13 protein-coding genes are annotated in these 18,394 nt (G+C 45.9%); 6 read left to right on the top strand and 7 right to left on the bottom strand.

Translation table 11 applies throughout. The features are described 5' to 3' along the window. Window positions 1-107: 107 nt before the first annotated feature. Both C0979_RS10375 and C0979_RS10380 read left to right on the top strand, forming a co-directional pair. On the top strand, window positions 108-5,426 hold the full coding sequence (locus C0979_RS10375) for a beta-L-arabinofuranosidase domain-containing protein (protein WP_159459875.1): 5,319 nt from the start codon (window positions 108-110) through the stop codon (window positions 5,424-5,426). Between the two features lie 125 nt (window positions 5,427-5,551). Beyond that, window positions 5,552-6,952 carry an MATE family efflux transporter gene (locus C0979_RS10380; RefSeq protein ID WP_242962690.1) on the top strand — a complete coding sequence of 467 codons (1,401 nt, stop codon included), beginning with the start codon at window positions 5,552-5,554 and terminating at the stop codon, window positions 6,950-6,952. Window positions 6,953-7,008: 56 nt separating this feature from the next. On the opposite strand, the gene C0979_RS10385 is transcribed toward C0979_RS10380, so the two are convergent. The 7 genes from C0979_RS10385 to C0979_RS10415 form a co-directional block, all read right to left on the bottom strand. Then, window positions 7,009-7,935 carry an alpha/beta fold hydrolase gene (locus C0979_RS10385; RefSeq protein ID WP_101695916.1) on the bottom strand — a complete coding sequence of 309 codons (927 nt, stop codon included), beginning with the start codon at window positions 7,933-7,935 and terminating at the stop codon, window positions 7,009-7,011. Window positions 7,936-7,962: 27 nt separating this feature from the next. Continuing rightward, on the bottom strand, window positions 7,963-8,955 hold the full coding sequence (locus C0979_RS10390) for a CPBP family intramembrane glutamic endopeptidase (RefSeq protein WP_242962691.1): 993 nt from the start codon (window positions 8,953-8,955) through the stop codon (window positions 7,963-7,965). 6 nt (window positions 8,956-8,961) lie between these two features. Further along, window positions 8,962-9,777: a Cof-type HAD-IIB family hydrolase gene (locus tag C0979_RS10395; protein WP_101695918.1), complete on the bottom strand. Its 816-nt coding sequence runs from the start codon at window positions 9,775-9,777 to the stop codon at window positions 8,962-8,964. A gap of 22 nt (window positions 9,778-9,799) precedes the next feature. After that, window positions 9,800-11,170 carry a UDP-N-acetylmuramoyl-tripeptide--D-alanyl-D-alanine ligase gene (locus C0979_RS10400; RefSeq protein ID WP_101695919.1) on the bottom strand — a complete coding sequence of 457 codons (1,371 nt, stop codon included), beginning with the start codon at window positions 11,168-11,170 and terminating at the stop codon, window positions 9,800-9,802. Continuing rightward, a complete protein-coding gene (locus C0979_RS10405; protein ID WP_101695920.1) occupies window positions 11,167-12,270 on the bottom strand; it encodes a D-alanine--D-alanine ligase family protein in 1,104 nt (367 codons plus the stop codon). Before C0979_RS10405 ends, C0979_RS10400 begins: the two co-directional genes overlap by 4 nt. Before the next feature lie 15 nt (window positions 12,271-12,285). Further along, complete coding sequence (locus C0979_RS10410) at window positions 12,286-13,740, bottom strand: nicotinate phosphoribosyltransferase (protein WP_101695921.1); 1,455 nt, start codon at window positions 13,738-13,740, stop codon at window positions 12,286-12,288. A gap of 125 nt (window positions 13,741-13,865) precedes the next feature. Beyond that, window positions 13,866-14,600, bottom strand: a complete 735-nt coding sequence (locus C0979_RS10415; protein ID WP_101695922.1) for a lysophospholipid acyltransferase family protein — start codon at window positions 14,598-14,600, stop codon at window positions 13,866-13,868. Between the two features lie 195 nt (window positions 14,601-14,795). Here C0979_RS10415 and C0979_RS10420 point away from each other — a divergent pair, with 195 nt between their 5' ends. Genes C0979_RS10420 through C0979_RS10435 form a run of 4 tightly spaced genes read left to right on the top strand, consistent with a single transcriptional unit; the run spans window position 14,796 to window position 18,365 of the window. After that, entirely contained in the window at window positions 14,796-15,200 is a 405-nt protein-coding gene (locus tag C0979_RS10420) for a protease complex subunit PrcB family protein (protein ID WP_101695923.1), read from the top strand. A gap of 15 nt (window positions 15,201-15,215) precedes the next feature. After that, window positions 15,216-16,775, top strand: coding sequence for a DUF3794 and LysM peptidoglycan-binding domain-containing protein (locus tag C0979_RS10425; protein ID WP_101695924.1), 1,560 nt, complete (start codon window positions 15,216-15,218; stop codon window positions 16,773-16,775). Window positions 16,776-16,808: 33 nt separating this feature from the next. Beyond that, window positions 16,809-17,684, top strand: a complete 876-nt coding sequence (gene ispE, locus C0979_RS10430) for a 4-(cytidine 5'-diphospho)-2-C-methyl-D-erythritol kinase (RefSeq protein ID WP_101695925.1) — start codon at window positions 16,809-16,811, stop codon at window positions 17,682-17,684. A gap of 3 nt (window positions 17,685-17,687) precedes the next feature. After that, window positions 17,688-18,365, top strand: coding sequence for a GntR family transcriptional regulator (locus tag C0979_RS10435; RefSeq protein ID WP_101695926.1), 678 nt, complete (start codon window positions 17,688-17,690; stop codon window positions 18,363-18,365). Window positions 18,366-18,394 lie beyond the last annotated feature (29 nt).

The following is an 18,394-nucleotide window of genomic DNA, read 5'->3' on the forward strand; positions in this document are numbered from 1 at the left end:
TTTATTTGCATAAAAAAACCAACATTTATCGAAAGAAAGTCCATTTTAGGAGAGATGTATATAGCTGTATAATGATAGAACAAACTTACTATGAGGAGGAAGGAGAAATGAAAAGAAGATTTCTGGCAGGACTCTTGAGCGCTGCGATGATACTGACGATGACGACAGTCACCCCGGTTGGCGCGGCGCCAGAGGACAGCGAAGAAGCAGGGGCAAAATCAGCCGCAGTACTTTCTGACGAAGAACTTGGCACGAACATTGCTCCAAAAGCGACGGCGGATGCATCCTACACGAATGTGTGGAGCATCACTCCGGCGTCCATGAATGACGGGGAACTTGCTACGTCAGACCCTTATACCAGCTGGAACAGCTGGGGCGGAAATGACGACACGTACCCATTAACTACATCTCTTACCTGGAATGCAGAGCAGGTAATCACAGGAATGCGTGTGATCTGGTGGGCAGACAATGCTGAACTTCAGTCAAGTGCAAACGTAACATTCCCGAAGAGATGTGAAGTACACTATGTAGACGCGGAGGGAAATCCGCAGAGAATCACCGGAATGGTGAATGAAAAAGGCGACCCTTCTGATGAAGTGGGCGTTGTGTATGATTCCAGCTCCAACAACGGAATCAACGGAAACAACAAGTATTGGAACTATGTAAAATTTGCAGAGCCGATTACGACAAAAGAACTTCAGATGAAGATTGAACGTAACGGAAGCGGCAGCAACGGTGTTGGTATCAGTGAGTGGGAAGTATTTGGATATGAAACAATTGCATCAGGTACCAATGTAGCTCCAGAGTCTAAGGTGACTGCTTCTTACACGAACAAGGATCTGGCAGAGACAGCAGCATCCGTAACGGTAGATGGCAAATTAGCAGGAAACGATCAGAACACAACATGGAACAGTGCAGGGGCTTCTAAAGAGGAGTATCCGGTGAAGGTCAACCTGGACTGGGGAGAAGCTGAATATAATGTCTCCAGTATGAGAGTGATGTGGTGGTCTGACAATGGTGCTGTTAAGTTCCCATCCGACTGTAAATTACAGTATTACAATACCCGTTCTAAAGACTGGGCTGATGTGACAGATATGGTGGATGAGACGGGAGCAAATGTAAAGTCTGTTGGCGTGAAGTTCGGAAACGAAGGCAAGCCGGGCGAGAATGAAGCTGACTATACAGGTGAGAACAATCGTTACTGGAACGGCGTTTCTTTAAACGAGAATGTAAAGACGAATAAGCTTCGTCTGCTGGTTGGAAGTAAGAGCGCTTCTGAAGGCGTTGGAATCGGTGAGATCGAAGTGTATGGAACAAAGGCAGCCGTTACATTGGGAGAAAATGTGGCTCCAAATGCAGCAGCTTCCGCAAATGCACAGAACACACCTGTAACCAATGTAAACAATGGCGGATTAGCTGACGGTGCAGGATCCTCTTGGAATACCTGGGGCAGCAACACCTACCCAACGACCGTAGCGCTTACCTGGGACGCTCCTTATGAATTAAATGGCATGAGAGTTATGTGGTGGGCAGATAATGGTAACCTTCAGGCGAACGGTAACGTTACATTCCCGAAGAGCTGTGAGGTAGAATATTACGACCATGAGACCGGCTCCTGGAAGAAGATTACGGCTATGACAGATGAGACGGGAGCAAATGTTTCTTCTGTTGGTGTGAAATACGGAAGTGCAGATCAGGCTTCCAACCAGCCGGGAAATCACTTAAATGGAAACAACCGTTACTGGAATCAGGTGACGTTTGATGAATCAGTGAAGACGACTCAGATTCGAATGAATATTGACCGTAACGGATCCGGATCAAATGGTATCGGTATCGGTGAATGGGAAGTCTTTGGTGAAGAGATGACCGCAGAGTGGAATGAAATGGTTTCCGCACAGATTACCGGTAAAGACCGCATTATGAAGGGTGAGAAGGGCGTATTTACAGCAGAGAGCCTTCCGACCGGATTAGAAGGAATGAGCTATAAGTGGGAACTGGCAGAGGGCAGCGAATTTATGTCCATCGAAGGTGCAGATAATAAGAAAGAAGTTACGATCAAAGCAAACGAAAGTGGATATGGAAAGCTGAATCTGACACTCTCTCGTAAAGAAAATGACAAGACAGTGAAAAGAACTGCAAGCATGGATATCAAGGTTGACGGAATTGAGAGCATCGACGAATATGTGACAGCTACAGAAGCAGGCACAGCTCCGATTCTTCCGAAGATGGTAGTCGCTAACGGAATTGCATTCGACGATCCGACACCAGAGTATTTCGGACCAACAGGCCATAACTTCGCAGAAGAATTTAATTCTAAATTAGTCCCGGTTGAATGGGAAAAAGTAGATAAGAAATTATATGCAAAAGATCAGGTTGGAAAGACATTTGAGGTAAAAGGTAAAGTAACTGCTGGCGGAGAGGAATTCGATGCGGTTGCAAAGGTTACCGTTAACGAGCCGGTTGTTACACCGGTTGCAAACAATACCGTTACCTTTGAGAATGTACAGCTTAACGATAATTTCTGGAATCCAAAACAGAAAGTAAATGCAGTAAATTCTCTAAACAAGGCAATTGCTCAGATTGAGCAGCCATCCGGTGGAGAGCCAAACTTCAAGAATGCGATCAAGAAGTTAAATGGTGAGCCTTATGACGAGTTCCAGGGATTCGTATTCCAGGATTCTGATATTTACAAGAGTATTGAAGCGATTTCCTATACATTGTCTGTAATTCAGAATGACGATGATCCGGAAATGGTAGCACAGAAAGAAGTGCTGGAAAAGAAACTGGCAGAGTGGATTTCTCTGATTGAGCAGGTGCAGTACGCAGATGGATATATTGATACCCACTTTACGTTAAGAAGTACCGCACACGCTGGCGGAAGTTCTGCCGGAACACACAGATGGAGAGATTTCTCCAACCATGAGATGTATAATGCAGGTCACTTCTTTGAGTCGGTTGTTGCATATACCCGTTACAGAGAAGGTATCGGCGATCCTGACTACAGTCTTTATGTAGTTGGAAAACGTTTTGCAGATGAAATCGTATCTCTCTTTGGACCAGAAGGAACTCGTCACGAGGTTCCGGGACATGAAGAGGTGGAACTCGCCCTTGTGAAGTTTGCAAAACTGGTAGAAGAATATGAGGGTGAAGGAACTGGTCAGAAGTATATTGATACAGTAAAGACGCTGATTGACCGAAGAGGTGAAGCAAGCGGCTTACGTGAAAGTGGTTACCGTGGAGGAGAATATTCTCAGGATGCAACACCAATTAAGGAAGAGGTAAATGGTGTGGGACATGCTGTACGTGCATGCTATTTCTACGCTGGTGTTACTGACATTGCAACACTTCTTCCGGAAGGCGATGCTGATAGAGATGCTTACCTGAATACCATGGATAATATCTGGGATTCTGTAAAGAACAGAAAGACCTATATCACAGGTGGTATTGGAGTTAGAAGCCATGGAGAAGACTTTGGTGGCGACTATGAACTTCCAAACAACGATTCTTATTGTGAGATCTGTGCATCTATCGCACTTGCAAACTGGAACCAGAGAATGAATCTGATCCATGAGGATGCGAAGTATGCAGACGTAGTAGAGAGAACACTTTACAATGCGATCCTGGTTGGAACCAACTTAAGCGGAGATAAGTTCTACTATGACACAAGATTGGAAGTCGGCAACAGACAGGGACGCTCTGACTGGTTTGCATGTGCATGCTGTCCTCCGAACTTAATGCGTACCATTGCAAAATTAAGTGAGTACATGTATACCGTACACGGAGATGATCTGTTCGTGAACCTGTATATTGGAAGTGACGGAAACATTAACGTAGACGGAACGAACGTAGAACTGACTCAGAAGACAGAGTACCCATGGGACGGCGCTGTGAAGATGACCGTTGATCCGGCAAAAGATAAGAAATTCACGATGAATATTCGTATCCCAGGCTGGACACAGGAACAGAAAAACAAAGATGTTAAGATCGAAGTGAACGGCGAAGCAGTAAAAGCAGAAGCAGAAAATGGATATGTTGCAATTACCCGTACATGGAAAGCCGGCGACGTTGTTAAGATTGACATGCCAATGGAAATCAGAATGACAGAGGCAGATCCGAATGTCACAACAAACGCAGGAAGAATCGCATTAGAGAGAGGACCTGTCGTATACTGTATGGAGACAGCAGGAAATAAACAGCTGAATGAAGGAATTGCAAACTTCAAACCATTAAATCTTGTAATTCCAAGAGATGCGAAACTGACCGCTACATACAATAAAGATCTTCTGAACGGTGTTGTAGAGATCAATGGTGACGTACAGTACAATGACGGCGGAACCATGAAAGATGCGAAACTGCAGGCAATTCCATACTATGCATGGAATAACCGCGGTGACGACGGCGTACAGGGACAGAACTCCTGTACACAGATGCTGATTTGGACGAACGCAGTTGGCGAAGCAGCCGGCGCGGAAGTAACCATCAGCGGAGAACAGGAAGTGAAAGTTGGCGAGAGCCTTTCTCTGACAGCAGAAGCTTCAGGAATGGAAAATCCAGCCTACGCATGGAGCATCAAAGAAGGCGATGCAGTTGAGATCGCAGAAGGTGCAGACGCAGCGACTGTAAAACTGAACGGTCTGAAAGAAGGTACGGCAGTTATCACAGTGACCGCAACAAGCGGAGACGTATCTGTCAGCGCAGATTATACCGTAACCGTAACAGCGGCAGAACAGCCGGCACCGACGCTGGAAAGTCTTGAGCTTGCAGGACCGACAAAGGTTGAATATGTTCAGGGCGAACAGCTTGACTTAACAGGCCTTGTTGTAACAGCAGTATACAGCGATGGAACCAGAACAGAGATCCCATATGGAGAAGGTGGATACACGGTAAGCGGATACGATGCAAATGCAGTTGGAGAGCAGACCGTGACCGTAACCTATGAAGGAGTATCTGCTGAATTTACAGTAACCGTGAAAGAGGCAGAACAGCAGCTTCCAACACTGGATAAGATCGTTCTCGGAGGAGATGCGAAGACGAAGTATCAGCAGGGTGAAAAGCTTGACTTAACAGGCCTTGTTGTAACAGCAGTATACAGTGATGGAACAACCAAAGAAATTCCATATGGAGAAGGCGGATATACGGTAAGCGGATACGATGCTAACAAAGTTGGCAAGCAGACGATCACCATCACTTACGGCGGAAAGACAGCTGAATTTGAAGTGACGGTAGAGAAGAAGCAGACAACGGATCCAGAGAATCCGCAGAAGCCAAACAAGCCACAGAAACCATCTGGCAGCCAGACTGCAAACAAGACAGATGCAGCTGCTAAGACAGGAGACCAGGCAAATATGGTTCTTCCGGCAGTTGGACTTCTGATGGCAGCAGCCCTGCTTCTCATGGCATGGAAGAGAAGAAGAGTGGGAAGATAATACCGAAAGCTTAGAAGCGAAGGTATATCATAAGAAAGACACCCCAGACAGGAAATGATCCCTGTCTGGGGTGTTTTCCCGTTCGGGAAGAAAATGATTTGCGAAACTGCGGTGCAGAGTATACAATGATAACAGGAAAGAATGGAAGAGGGATGATAAAAGTGAATGCAGCAGTAAAGAAAAATAAATACGAAATTGATATGTGCAACGGTTCCATTATGGATAAGCTGATCTCTTTTTCCCTGCCTCTGATGTTGTCGGGAATTCTTCAGCTTCTGTTTAATGCAGTGGATATCGTTGTGGTGGGGAGGTTCACAGGAAGACAGGCGCTGGCGGCAGTAGGATCCACCACGGCTTTGATTAACGTGTTCGTAAATCTTTTCATTGGAATTTCTCTAGGCGCCAACGTGCTTGCCGCTCGGTTCTATGCGGCAAAAAAGGAGAAGGAAATGTCGGAAGTTGTACATACAGCGGTTACATTTGCCTTGGTCAGTGGAATTTTGATGGTGTTTGTGGGGTTTTTTTGTTCCAGGGGAGCGTTGGTTTTGATGGGGACGCCGGGAGACGTCATTGAGTTATCGGCGCTTTATATGAAGATTTATTTTATGGGAATGCCATTTTTCATGCTTTATAATTATGGAGCAGCCATTTTACGGGCGATTGGAGATACGAAGCGGCCGCTTTTGTTCCTGATTATCGCAGGAGGGATCAATGTATGTTTGAATCTTCTTCTTGTGATTGTATTCCATCTCGGTGTGGCTGGAGTCGCGATTGGAACCGTGATTTCCCAGCTGGTGTCCAGTGCGCTGGTGCTTTGGTGTCTGTGGCGTGCGGAAGGGAGTTATCAGCTGAGAGTGTCCAAATTGAAGATTCAGAAGACCCATTTGAAGCAGATTTTTCAGATTGGAATTCCGGCGGGGATTCAGAGTATGGTAATTAATTTTTCCAATGTTCTTCTTCAATCCTCAGTGAACTCTTTTGGGTCAGTGGCAATGGCGGGCTATACGGCGGCGAACAATATTTTTGGATTCCTGTATGCATCCGCAAATTCCGTTTCTCAGGCATGTATGAGTTTTACCAGTCAGAACTACGGAGTAGGAAAATGGAAACGGATGGATCGGGTGCTTGTGGATTGCATGATCCTTACGACAGGGGTGATGCTGGTATTAGGAGGGGGCGCGTATGTATTTGGTCATCAGCTTCTTGGAATCTACACCTCAGATGCAGAGGTGATTCAGTGCGGAATGGAGATCCTCCTGTATACGACGGTAACCTATTTTCTGTGTGGACTGATGGATCTGTTCCCAGGATCCATGCGGGGAATGGGATATTCGCTGGTGCCAATGATTATCTCTGTGATCGGTACGGTCGGACTTCGGATTGTATGGATTGGATGGATATTCCCGGCGCATCGTTCTCTGGATGTACTGTTTATCTCTTATCCGGCATCCTGGATTCTGACGATTATCATGCAGGTGATCTGTTTTTACTTTGTGCGTAGGAGAGTGCACCGGAAAGTGGTATAAAGAGCGAAGGAAAGAGCGAAAAAGAGAATGGTATAAAGCGCGAAGAAAGGGGAAGCTTAGGAAAGCTTCCCCTTTATCCACGTCCAAATATCTTCATAGACTGTCATATAATCCGTCTCATTCAAAATCTCATGGCGGTCATTTTCGTAGAGTTTCACTTGCACATCTTTGATTCCGTTTTGGCAGAATGCATCGTAAGCCTTCTGGATCCCCTTGCCAAAATCACCAACCGGATCATCGGCTCCGGACACCAGCAAAATCGGAAGTGCCGAAGGAATTTTCTGGATGTTTTTTGGTTTATGTACATAAGAGATACCGCGAGACATCTGATAGTACCCGTTTAGTGTAAAGATAAAGGTACAGAATGGATGTGCACGGTAGGCATCGACAATTGCCTCGTCCTTCGTAAGCCAGTCCTGCGGAGTACGGGCTGGTTCAAATCGTTTGTTATAAGAAGCAAATGCCATATTGTCAACGAATTTGCTTCGATAATTCCATCCTTTGAACAGCGCCAGAATGTGGCAGGTCAGCTTGGCAAAAAAGAGTTTTACAGCGGGCTGTGTTCCGGTTCCCATGACGATGACGCCCTGAAGTCCTTCGCCGTGCAACATCATATACTGGCGGATCAGGAAGGAACCCATACTGTGGCCAAGCATAAAATAAGGAAGTCCTGGATATTTCTTCTCTGTTATTTTCCGAAGACGGTCAATGTCTTTGATGACACATTCATTTCCGTTTGGGTGGGCAAAGTATCCGTGTCGATCCTCACACGTAACAGACTCGCCGTGCCCTAAATGATCGTTTCCAACGACATAGATGCCATGCGCATTTAAGAGGCTGGCAAAACGATCGTATCGGTCAATAAATTCTACCATACCGTGGCTGATCTGAAGAACAGCGTGGACATCTTTTTGGGGAATCCATTCGATTCCATGAATTGTCGTAATCCCATCAGAAGAGGGATAGTAAAAATCTTTTTTCATAACAGATCACATCTCCTTTGTGTGCAATCAGGCAAATAACTGCAGGATAATTTGAATTGCCCAGAATCCGATGTACAGAATTGTCCCCACATTGAAAAGCATTGCCAGTAACAACTTATCTTTGGGCAGTGCGATGATTCCGGGACGGCAGCGGAACTTCTTAAAGCTTAAGATGAACAAGACGATTCCTCCGATCACAAGCCCCATCACCAGAGCCATGTAGATTCCAATAAGAATCATCTGGAAGGGATGTGTGACGATGATATCAATCAATGCCGCAGAATCAGAAGCCGACTGCTCGATTGCCTGAAATACGTCGGATCTAAGCATCAAAAGTCCGGGGACGCTTCCCATGAAATTAATTCCCATATGAAGAAGAACACTGTACCTGAGCATTCCGGTTTTGGCGTAAACAAAGCCAAATAGAAGTCCCAGGGTAAAGGCGTATACGAACTGGTTTAAGTTGCCGTGGAACAGTGCGAAGAAGAAGGCGGACAGCAGGATTCCTGACAGTTCGCCGTATTTTACGGAAGTACGGTCGATAATTAATTTCCGGAAAATGAATTCTTCAATAATCGGAGCACAGATCACGGTAAACAAAATAGCAGTTCCCAGGTGTAGTTCTGTTACGATGTCCTGAATCGGATTAGCGATGCTGTCTCCCTTTAAGAACCCAATGAAGGTCGTCATAAATTGTCCTATCAGGTTCGAGAAATACATCAGTGCGTAAGAGATACAAAAAGCAGATAAAAGCTGAGGAACCTTCATGCTCTTTCGCGGAATCGGAACAGCGGGAACCATTCGCACCAGCAGTACCAGAAGCGGCATGCCGATCAGATACATGGATCCGGTGCCGACGATCAGGGACAGATCTGCATTTCCCAAAATATCAGGGAACAGAATGCTGACCATTACAGATACTCCGGTCTGGACGCTTACGATAATCAGTGTGCCCAGGAAGAACATCAGTCCCAGCTGCGAAAAGTGCGATTTTGTATTTCGGATAATTTGTTTCTCCATAAGCATTTACCTCATAAATTCATTGATCACATGAAGAACCCCGTCTTCATCATTTGACTTCGTGATATAGTCCGCCTTTTCTAATACTGCCGGCTGCGCATTTGCCATGGCAACGCCAAGTCCTGCTGTCTCAATCATCGTCAGATCGTTATACCCGTCTCCACAGCAGATCATCTGATCGGCGGAAAGCCCGATGCTCGTTAGAAGCTTCAAAAGAGAATGGGCTTTGTCGATACCAGGCGGCATAATCTCCAGGAAAAACGGATCGGAGCAGTATGCATAGAGATAGGTGCGGAAGTGACGGTTCACGACCTCTCCTATCTCTTCAATTACTTCAGGATCTCCGGTTACCAGGAATTTATTCTGTGGTCCGGTAACGTCCGATAGAAAATCTTCGGAAGTGACGATCGGTGTATGATTGATCCGGGATTCAAGCTTCGTGTACTGATTTGGGCAGATCCCGGAGATCAGGGTATCTTGCGCATAGGCAATGATATCAATGCCGCGATCTTTGTAACGAGATACGATCTCATAGAGAGGTGCTTTGCAGTCATCGGGAAGTGTTTTGTTATAAATGATATTCCCGGTGCGACAGTCGGTGATCCGTCCTCCGTTAAAAGAGAGAATGTAACTTCCGTATTTTTCCAGCTGAAGTTGTTTCGCAAGTGGAAGGACGCCCTGTGTTGGGCGTCCGCTTGCAAGCACTACTTTTTTGCCGTCTTCCTGGATCTCGATCAGAGCGTCCAGCGTTGGTTTGGTGATTTCTTTTTTTGAATTGGTAAGGGTACCATCAAGATCCAGTGTAAGAATCTGATAATCCATATAAGTGCCTCCTCATGCCGAATTAGAATTTTGCCAGTTCTTCTACGACTTCAGATAATGCTACGCCATGAGAAGCCTTTACTAACACGTTGTCGCCATCCTTGATGATGTCGTTCATGGCAGCGAGAAAATCTGCTTTTGTCTCAAACCAAAGAGCTTTGGTAGAAGCGCCTTTTCCTGCTGCTTCTGCAAGATCCTTGGCAAAGCCGCTGATTCCGCAGACAAGGTCGATGTTATGAGCGGCTGCATATTCGCCGACTTCCCGGTGAAGCTCTTGTGCATTATCTCCCAGTTCACCCATGTTTCCAAGAATGGCAACCTTGCGTCCGACGGCCATATCAAGAACATCGATAGCCGCCTTCATAGAAATTGGGTTTGCGTTGTAGCAATCGTCCAGAATGATGATCCGGTCAGTTTTGATAATATTGTTGCGTCCCGGCATAGACGGAAGATTTTCGATACCAGCCTTGATTTCTTCAGGCGTTAGACCAAGAGAGAATCCAACGGCTGCTCCGGCCAGTGCGTTGGAAACCATATGTGCCCCCGGAAGCGGGATGACGCAGTCAAAAGAGCTTCCATCCGGCAGGAAGATGGTGCAGGAAGTTCCTGCAAGTCCCATGGTTTTGATGTTCTTGGCACGGAATGCGCAATTTTCTCCAAGACCGAAGAAGGAAGGGGTAACACCCTTGACCGGTCCCATCTGGGAGAGAAGGTCATCGTCTCCGTTTAACAGGATGCTGCCGCCGGCTTTCATATCCTGGATCATCTGGGATTTCTCCTGAAGAATTCCTTCTCTGGTTTTGAAGAACTCCAGATGTGCGATGCCGATATTGGTGATGACACAGATGTCAGGGCTTGCGACAGAAGAGAGTCTGCGCATTTCACCAAAATGGTTGACGCCCATTTCTAATACGGCAACCTGATGAGATTCATCCATGCCGAAGATGGTAAGAGGAAGTCCCCATTCATTATTTAAGTTCCCCTGATTTTTATGTACACGGTACTTCTGTGATACGACAGAAGCGATCATTTCCTTTGTGCTGGTTTTTCCGACGCTTCCGGTGATTCCAACCACTTTGATATCAAAGGAATCCCGGTAAAGTTTGGCAATGTCAAGAAGCGCCTGCCCAGTGGATTCCACCAGAATATATGGGAAATCTGTTTCTCCTAGATCTTCATGGGAAACGACGCAAAGAGCGCCTTTCTCGATCGTATCCGGGATAAATTGATGTGCGTTGAAGCGCTCTCCGTCGATAGCAACAAAGAGGGCATCCTTTTCTACTTTACGGCTGTCAATTACAACATCGGAGACTTCTCGGTCAAGAAGAGCTTCGTCTCCGTGATAGGTGCCCTGGCAGGCGGTGGTAATATTTCTTAATGTAAGGTTTTTCATGATTTTCCTCCTTCAAGTGTGCGGCCCGGGGTATGTGTGTAACGAGCCTTAAAAGATTGGTCGATAATGATCTCACACAGATCCCCGTATTCAATACCAATTGCTTTTGCTGCCTTTGGAAGAAGACTTGCAGGAGTCATACCCGGCAGTCCGTTCATCTCCAGACAGTAGAATTTCCCATCGCTTTCATCGACGATAAAGTCGGCGCGGGAATACACATCCATGCGGAGTGCGGCGAACGCTTTTTCAGCGGCTTTTTGCATTTTTTTCTGTGCCTTTATATCTAATGACTGCGGAGGGCAAAGTTCCGTAGCGCCTCCGGTCTGGTATTTATTTTCATAGTTAAAAATGCCGTCTTTGGGAATGATTTCCACCAGTGGAAGCGCCTTTCCGGCAATGAGTCCACAAGCATATTCCCGTCCTTTTAAATACGGTTCAATGACAACCTCATCCTGCTGATCCTCTTCAAAGGAACGGCGGATTGCCTCGGTGTATTCTTCCTCAGTATGAACGATGTAAACGCCGATACTGGAACCGCCGGAGCATGGCTTGATCACAAGCGGCAGGTAATAACCCAGCTCGCTAAGCGGGGTATCCTTGGTTGCGGCAGTCAGAGAAGTTCCTCTTGGTGTTGGAACTCTTGACATTTTAAAAACCTGCTTGGCAACCAGCTTGTTCATAGACAAGGAACAGCCCAGAGAATTTGGCCCGGTATACTTGATTCCCAGAATATCGAAGGTTGCCTGAAGCTTACCGTTCTCTCCTACGGATCCGTGAAGCGCCATGAAAGTAATGTCCGCCATGCGGCAAAGTTCTATGACGTTCGGTCCTAAGTAGCAGTCTGACTGATCCGGTCGGGCTGCCTTTAACGCGGCGAGATCCGGTGTGGTTGTCTTGATTCCTTCAGCAATAGAAAGACCGGAATCCGGTAGGCTAAAAACTTCTTCTAGGCGGTCGGGATCATAGGGAAGACCAAAGAATACATCCAGCAGAAATGCCTGATGACCCCGTTCCCGTAAGGTTCTGCAGATACCGGCTCCGGAAATTAAGGATACGTCTCTTTCGGGGCTGAGCCCGCCTGCTAATACAATGATTTTCATATAGATGAATCTCCTTTATTTTTCTGTGCTTAACTGATCTAGTAAATCTTTTTTCGCATTGTAGAGTTTCGTTGAAAGATCGACGTAAACTCTGTGCGGGTAGAAGAGACGTTTGGTCTCTTCCCATAAAGTGCTTTTTTCTTCTGCGCAGTATTTTGCGATTTCCCGGACAGACGGAGATTTATAGATACATTCTCCGTTTCGGAAGATCGGAACCAGGATTTCTCGCATCGTATAAGAGCCGCCCGGAAGTCTGGTCTTTTTCCAAGTGTCTTTCGGATCGAAGAGCAGAAGGTCTTCGCTGGCATCGAAGGTTTCGTCTGCAAAGCAGATGAGGTCTGCCTTGATTTTTCCGGTGGCTTTATCATAAATCCGGTAAATCGTCTTGTTGCCCGGATTGGTAATTTTTTCCGTGTTTTCGGAAATCTTAATCTTTGGTACAAATTCTCCGTTCTCATTTTGGATGGCGGCAAGCTTGTAGACACCTCCAAAAGATGGACAATCCTTGGAGGTAATTAGGTTGGTACCGACACCCCAAGAATCAATAGCGGCTCCCTGCATCTTCAGATCATGGAGCAGATATTCGTCCAAATCGTTGGAAGCGCAGATAGACGCATCTGAAAAACCAGCATCATCAAGCATCTTGCGAGCCTTTTTGGAGAGGTAGGCGAGATCACCACTGTCCAAACGGATTCCATATTTCTTGAATGCCTTTCCCGATTCTTTATATTCCTTGAATACTCGGATGGCATTTGGAACACCGGATTTCAAGGTGTCGTAGGTGTCCACCAAAAGTGTACAGTTGTCAGGATAAAGATCAGCATATGCTTTGAAGGCAGTGTACTCGTCCGGGAAGCTCATAATCCAGCTGTGGGCATGAGTTCCCATAACCGGAACATCAAACAGTTTTCCGGCAAGGACGTTGGAGGTTCCGACACAGCCTCCAATTATAGCAGCTCTAGCACCGTAAAGGCCAGCGTCCGGACCCTGTGCTCTTCGAAGACCGAATTCCATAATGCCATCTCCGTTTGCGGCGAAGACAACGCGGGAAGTTTTGGTTGCAATTAAGCATTGATGATTTAAAATATTTAAAATTGCAGTTTCCACAAGTTGCGCTTCCATAATTGGGGCAATGACTTTTAAGATAGGTTCCTTCGGGAAAATCACGGTACCTTCTGGAATGGCATAGATATCTCCGCTAAAGTGAAAACCACTTAAATATTGAAGAAAATCTTCTTTAAAAATACCAAGACTTCTTAGATAATCCACATCTTCATAGGTAAAATTCAGATTCTTTATATAGTCAATCACCTGGTCAAGACCGGCGCATACAGAATAACCGTTGTTGTTGGGATTTTGGCGGAAGAAGACATCGAAGATTACCGTTTCATTCTGTCCTTTCTCATAATATCCCTGCATCATCGTAAGTTCGTACAGGTCAGTCAGTAAAGTAAGATCCTGTCTGTTCATAATTTTTAAAAACTCCTTTGTGATGGCAGTACGATGACTGCGTGTAGTGTCAATATATTCCGTTACATTATAGCATTAGACGAAAGAAATGTAAAAGGGAAAAGAAAACGTGAAAGAACCAGGCGTTATACAAGCGCCTGGTTCTTATTGATCGTTTCTTGAATGATATTCTGACAGTAGTCGGCCAAATGCTTTCTGGTTTCTTTATCCAGATCATTTGGATAGATCGGCTTTCCATACTCCAGAATGACGTGCGTTTTCTTAATTCGGGGGAACTGCTTCTCGAAGATGGATATTGTGTTGTTCATGCTCATCGGAATAATGGCGCAGCCAGTCTTGTCTGCAATTTTGAAGGAACCGCTGTGGAATGGGAGGAGACTTAATTCTTCTCCGGTGTTGCGGGTACCTTCCGGGAAAATACAGATGGAGATTCCCTTCTTAATATAATCGATGGCGGTGAGAATGGTTTTTAAGCCTTCCTTCGGGTTCTCGCGATCCAGGAACAGGCAGTAGAGCCGTTTCATCCAGTCGCGGAGAAGAGGATAGCCTAACATTTCCTTCTTCGCTACGTATCCGGTACGTCTGCGGCAGCGGGAATAGGTAATCAGAATGTCAAAGTAGCTCCGATGATTTCCGATGAAAAGAACCGGCTCATCAGGAATATTTTCCTCTCCGATTACGGTTACTTCTACGCCTGCAACCTTCAGGATCAGGCGAAATGCCCACTGAACCATCCGCAGGCACTGGTAATCACTGGTTTCTTTTTTACATTTGCCGATCAGCCATTCGACACCAAGTACCGGGATGCCGAGGATGAGATATAGGAATAGAATCAACATAACTAAAATAAATCTTATCATATTTTTACCCTCTCAATGTTTCTTCGTTTTGGATTACATGTAATGCAATCATTATACCATGTTTTGTGTGATTGGCAATTATATTTATGATTGCAGTAAGGGGGCCATGGGGATTCCGTCTTTGATTTTTCAGTCATGTTTTAGCGGAAAGCTGTGTATGATAGTAAAGAGAAACAAAAGGCAGGCACAAAAGCTATGAGGCGAATGGTTGTGGCGGTACTTGCCTTTGCCATAGTATTGTCAGCATGTTCCGTCAAAAAAATGGATACAGACAAGATAGAAAACGTGGAATTTTCTGTGGTGAAACCGGAAGAAATCCCTGCGGAACTGGCGGTGGAAATCGAGGATGGAAAGCAGCAGGAAATGAAACGAACCTATGGTGATAAGGGAAAGCTCTATGTGGTAAGAGGATATGGGGTACGTGATGTTGCCGGGTATCAGGTGGAAGTGACCGGATGTTATGAAGCGAAAGATGCAGTGGTGGTAGAGACTAAGCTTTTAGGACCGCCAAGAGGAGAGAAGATACGAAAGGAAAAGACGTATCCATTTGTAGTGATTCAGATGGAATATACGGAGAAGCCGATTGTATTTGATGCATAGCAGGGAGGCAAAAACATGGAGTATGTAACGAAAAAGGTGCAGACATATCAGAATGGAAAGATGGTGACGGATCAATTTTATCTGGATGATGATTACAATGTTCCAGATTCCAAAAGTGATGTCAAGCGAGTGATGCTGGGAGAAGGAACGCTTGTGGTTGAGGAAATGAAGTCGGTGGAAAATTACATACGGGTGGCGGGAAAGCTTCATTTCCGGGTATTGTATGTGACAGATGAGGTGGAAAATCGCTTGGCATCGCTGGAAGGACGAATTCCCTTCGAGGAAATGGTTTACCGGGAAGAGCAGTTGGAAGAGGGAGTTTTTCTGTCTCATTCCTCGGTGGAACTGACGGTGACGATGATTCATTCCCGCAAATTAAATATCAAAGCGCTGGCAGAAATTTCTCTGCAGGGGGAGACGAGTCGGGAGCAGGAGCTTACGCTTGATATTGACAGTGAAGAAGCGATCTACAAAAAGAAGGAAGAACAGGAGATTTTGAAGCTGGCAGCGGCGAAGAAAGACACCTGTCGGATCAAGGAAGTTGTTTCGATTGGAGGCACGAAAGAAAATATGGGAACAATCCTGTGGTCGGAGGTCACAGGAAGGAAGCTGGACACCCGGCTTGAGCAGGATGAATTAAAGCTAATGGGAGAGCTTCTTTTATTCTGTTTCTATGAATCACCGGACGGTAAGATTGACTGGGTAGAGCAGACGATTCCTTATGAAGGACGTATAGAATGTGAAGGAGCCGCAGATCATATGTATCATCAGATCTATGAGGAACTGACGGATATCCATGTGGAACCAAGGATGGATGAAGACGGTGAAATGCGGATGATCGGCGTTGAGGCAACATTAGAAGTACGAGTGGCCGTTTATGAGGAGGAGAAGGTCAGTCTACTTGCAGATCTATACTCTCTTAGGAAAGACTGTATTGTGGAGACGGAAGAGGTAGAGCTTTCCCGCCTGCTGATGCAGAATCACTCGAAGTGCAAGGTGTCCGAAGAATTGCAGCTTCCAGAGGTGAAGGATAATATTTTACAGATCTGTCACAGCAGCGGACGGATTCAGGTGGAACGGGCAGAGCCGGTAGAAGGAGGAATTCAGACGGAAGGTGTGCTTCATGTGAGTTTCCTCTATGTAAAAGCGGATGATGATGTGCCTTTTGATACCTGGCAGGGAATGATTCCATTTTCCTATCTGCTGGAGAGCCGGGAGACGGCGGAGGATATGACATACACGGTAAGCCATGCGGTTGAACAACTGTCGGTGAACCTGCTTGGGGGAGATCGGATCGAGATCAAGGCGGTGCTTGCGTTTCATAGTTTTGTGAAGAAGCCGGTAATACTGCACAATATGAAAGAGGTACGGCTTGAGTCTCTTAACTGGGAAGAAGCGGAGAAAGGGCCGGGAATCATTGGCTATATTGTACAGGAGGGCGACGAACTATGGGATCTGGCAAAGCGTTACAGCACGACGGTGGAAGGAATCAAGGAGATCAATGAACTGGAATCAGACGAGATAAAAGCAGGGAAGAAAATATTGATTTTTAAGGAGAATATGAGTATACTGTAGGTGCACTGTATACAAGATACAAGGAGAAAACATATGGATAAGATGGAATTGAAAGCACTGGGAAAGATTAACCTGGGACTGGATGTGCTGGGGAGAAGAGAAAATGGCTACCATGATGTCCGCATGGTGATGCAGACACTGTATTTATATGATCAGATTACAATTGAAAAGACAGAAAAGCCGGGGATTGAATTGTCCACCAATTTATTCTATCTCCCGGTGAATGAAAATAACCTGGCGTACCGTGCCGCAGATCTTCTGATGCAGGAATTTGGAGTGGAAGAAGGAGTTAAAATTACGCTGGAGAAGCATATTCCGGTGGCAGCAGGTATGGCGGGTGGAAGCTCGAATGCAGCAGCGGTGCTGTATGGAATCAACCGTATGTTTTCGCTGGGGTTATCACAGGAAGAGTTGATGGAGCGAGGCGTGAAGTTAGGGGCGGACGTTCCATACTGTATTATGCGGGGAACTGTTCTGGCAGAAGGAATCGGCGAGATATTAACGCCGCTTCCGGCCATGCCGCGCTGCACGGTACTGGTGGCAAAACCGCCTATCAGCGTATCTACAAAGCTGGTTTACGAAAAACTGGATGCGCATGAAATAGAGAATCATCCAGACATTGACGGGGTTCTGGAAGGATTAGAACGACAGGATCTTAAGAAAATTGCGTCCAGTATGGGAAATGTACTGGAGAGAGTGACGGTGGAAGAATATCCGGTTATCGAAGAGATTAAGGAAATGATGAAGGAAAATGGCGCGCTCAATGCGATGATGAGTGGCAGCGGGCCGACGGTCTTTGGGCTGTACAGCGATAAGCGGATGGCAAAAGAAGCGGCGCAGAAGATAAAGGAATCTGGAATTGCAAAGCAGGTGTATGTGACCAACATACATAATGCAAGGAGGAAATAACCGATGGAAACGAATTTTAATGTCAGTATGAATGAATATCTTCCGCTTCGGGATGTGGTATTCAATACACTGAGACAGGCGATTTTAAAAGGGGAATTAAAACCGGGCGAGCGGTTGATGGAAATACAGCTGGCGAATAAGCTTGGGGTAAGCCGGACACCGATCCGAGAGGCGATCCGTAAGCTGGAGCTGGAAGGACTGGTGCTGATGATCCCAAGGAAGGGCGCAGAGGTGGCGGATATTACCGAGAAGAGCCTGCGGGATGTGCTGGAGGTTCGGAAAGCGTTAGAAGAGTTGGCTGTTCAGCTTGCCTGTGAGAAGATTACAGAAGCAGAGATTGAAGAACTTAAGAAGGCAGCAGAAGATTTTAAGAAGATTTTGAAGAGTAACGATGTGACTCAGATCGCAGAAGCGGACGTTCATTTCCATGATATTATTTATATGGCAACCGACAATCAGAAGTTGATCCAGCTGCTGAGTAATCTAAGAGAGCAGATGTACCGCTACCGGGTTGAGTATTTGAAGCGGGAAAGTGTCTACCCGAAGCTGATTGCGGAGCATGAAGAGATTATTCATTTTATTCAGGAAAAGAATAAGACGCAGGCGGCAGAAATGGTCAGCCGTCATATTGATAATCAGGTAGATGCAGTTATGGCAGTGATTCGTAACAAGCAGAATTAAATTATTTGACAGGGTTTGAATAAGATCTA

The organism is Dorea phocaeensis (genome assembly GCF_900240315.1).
Lineage (GTDB): Bacteria > Bacillota > Clostridia > Lachnospirales > Lachnospiraceae > Dorea_B > Dorea_B phocaeensis.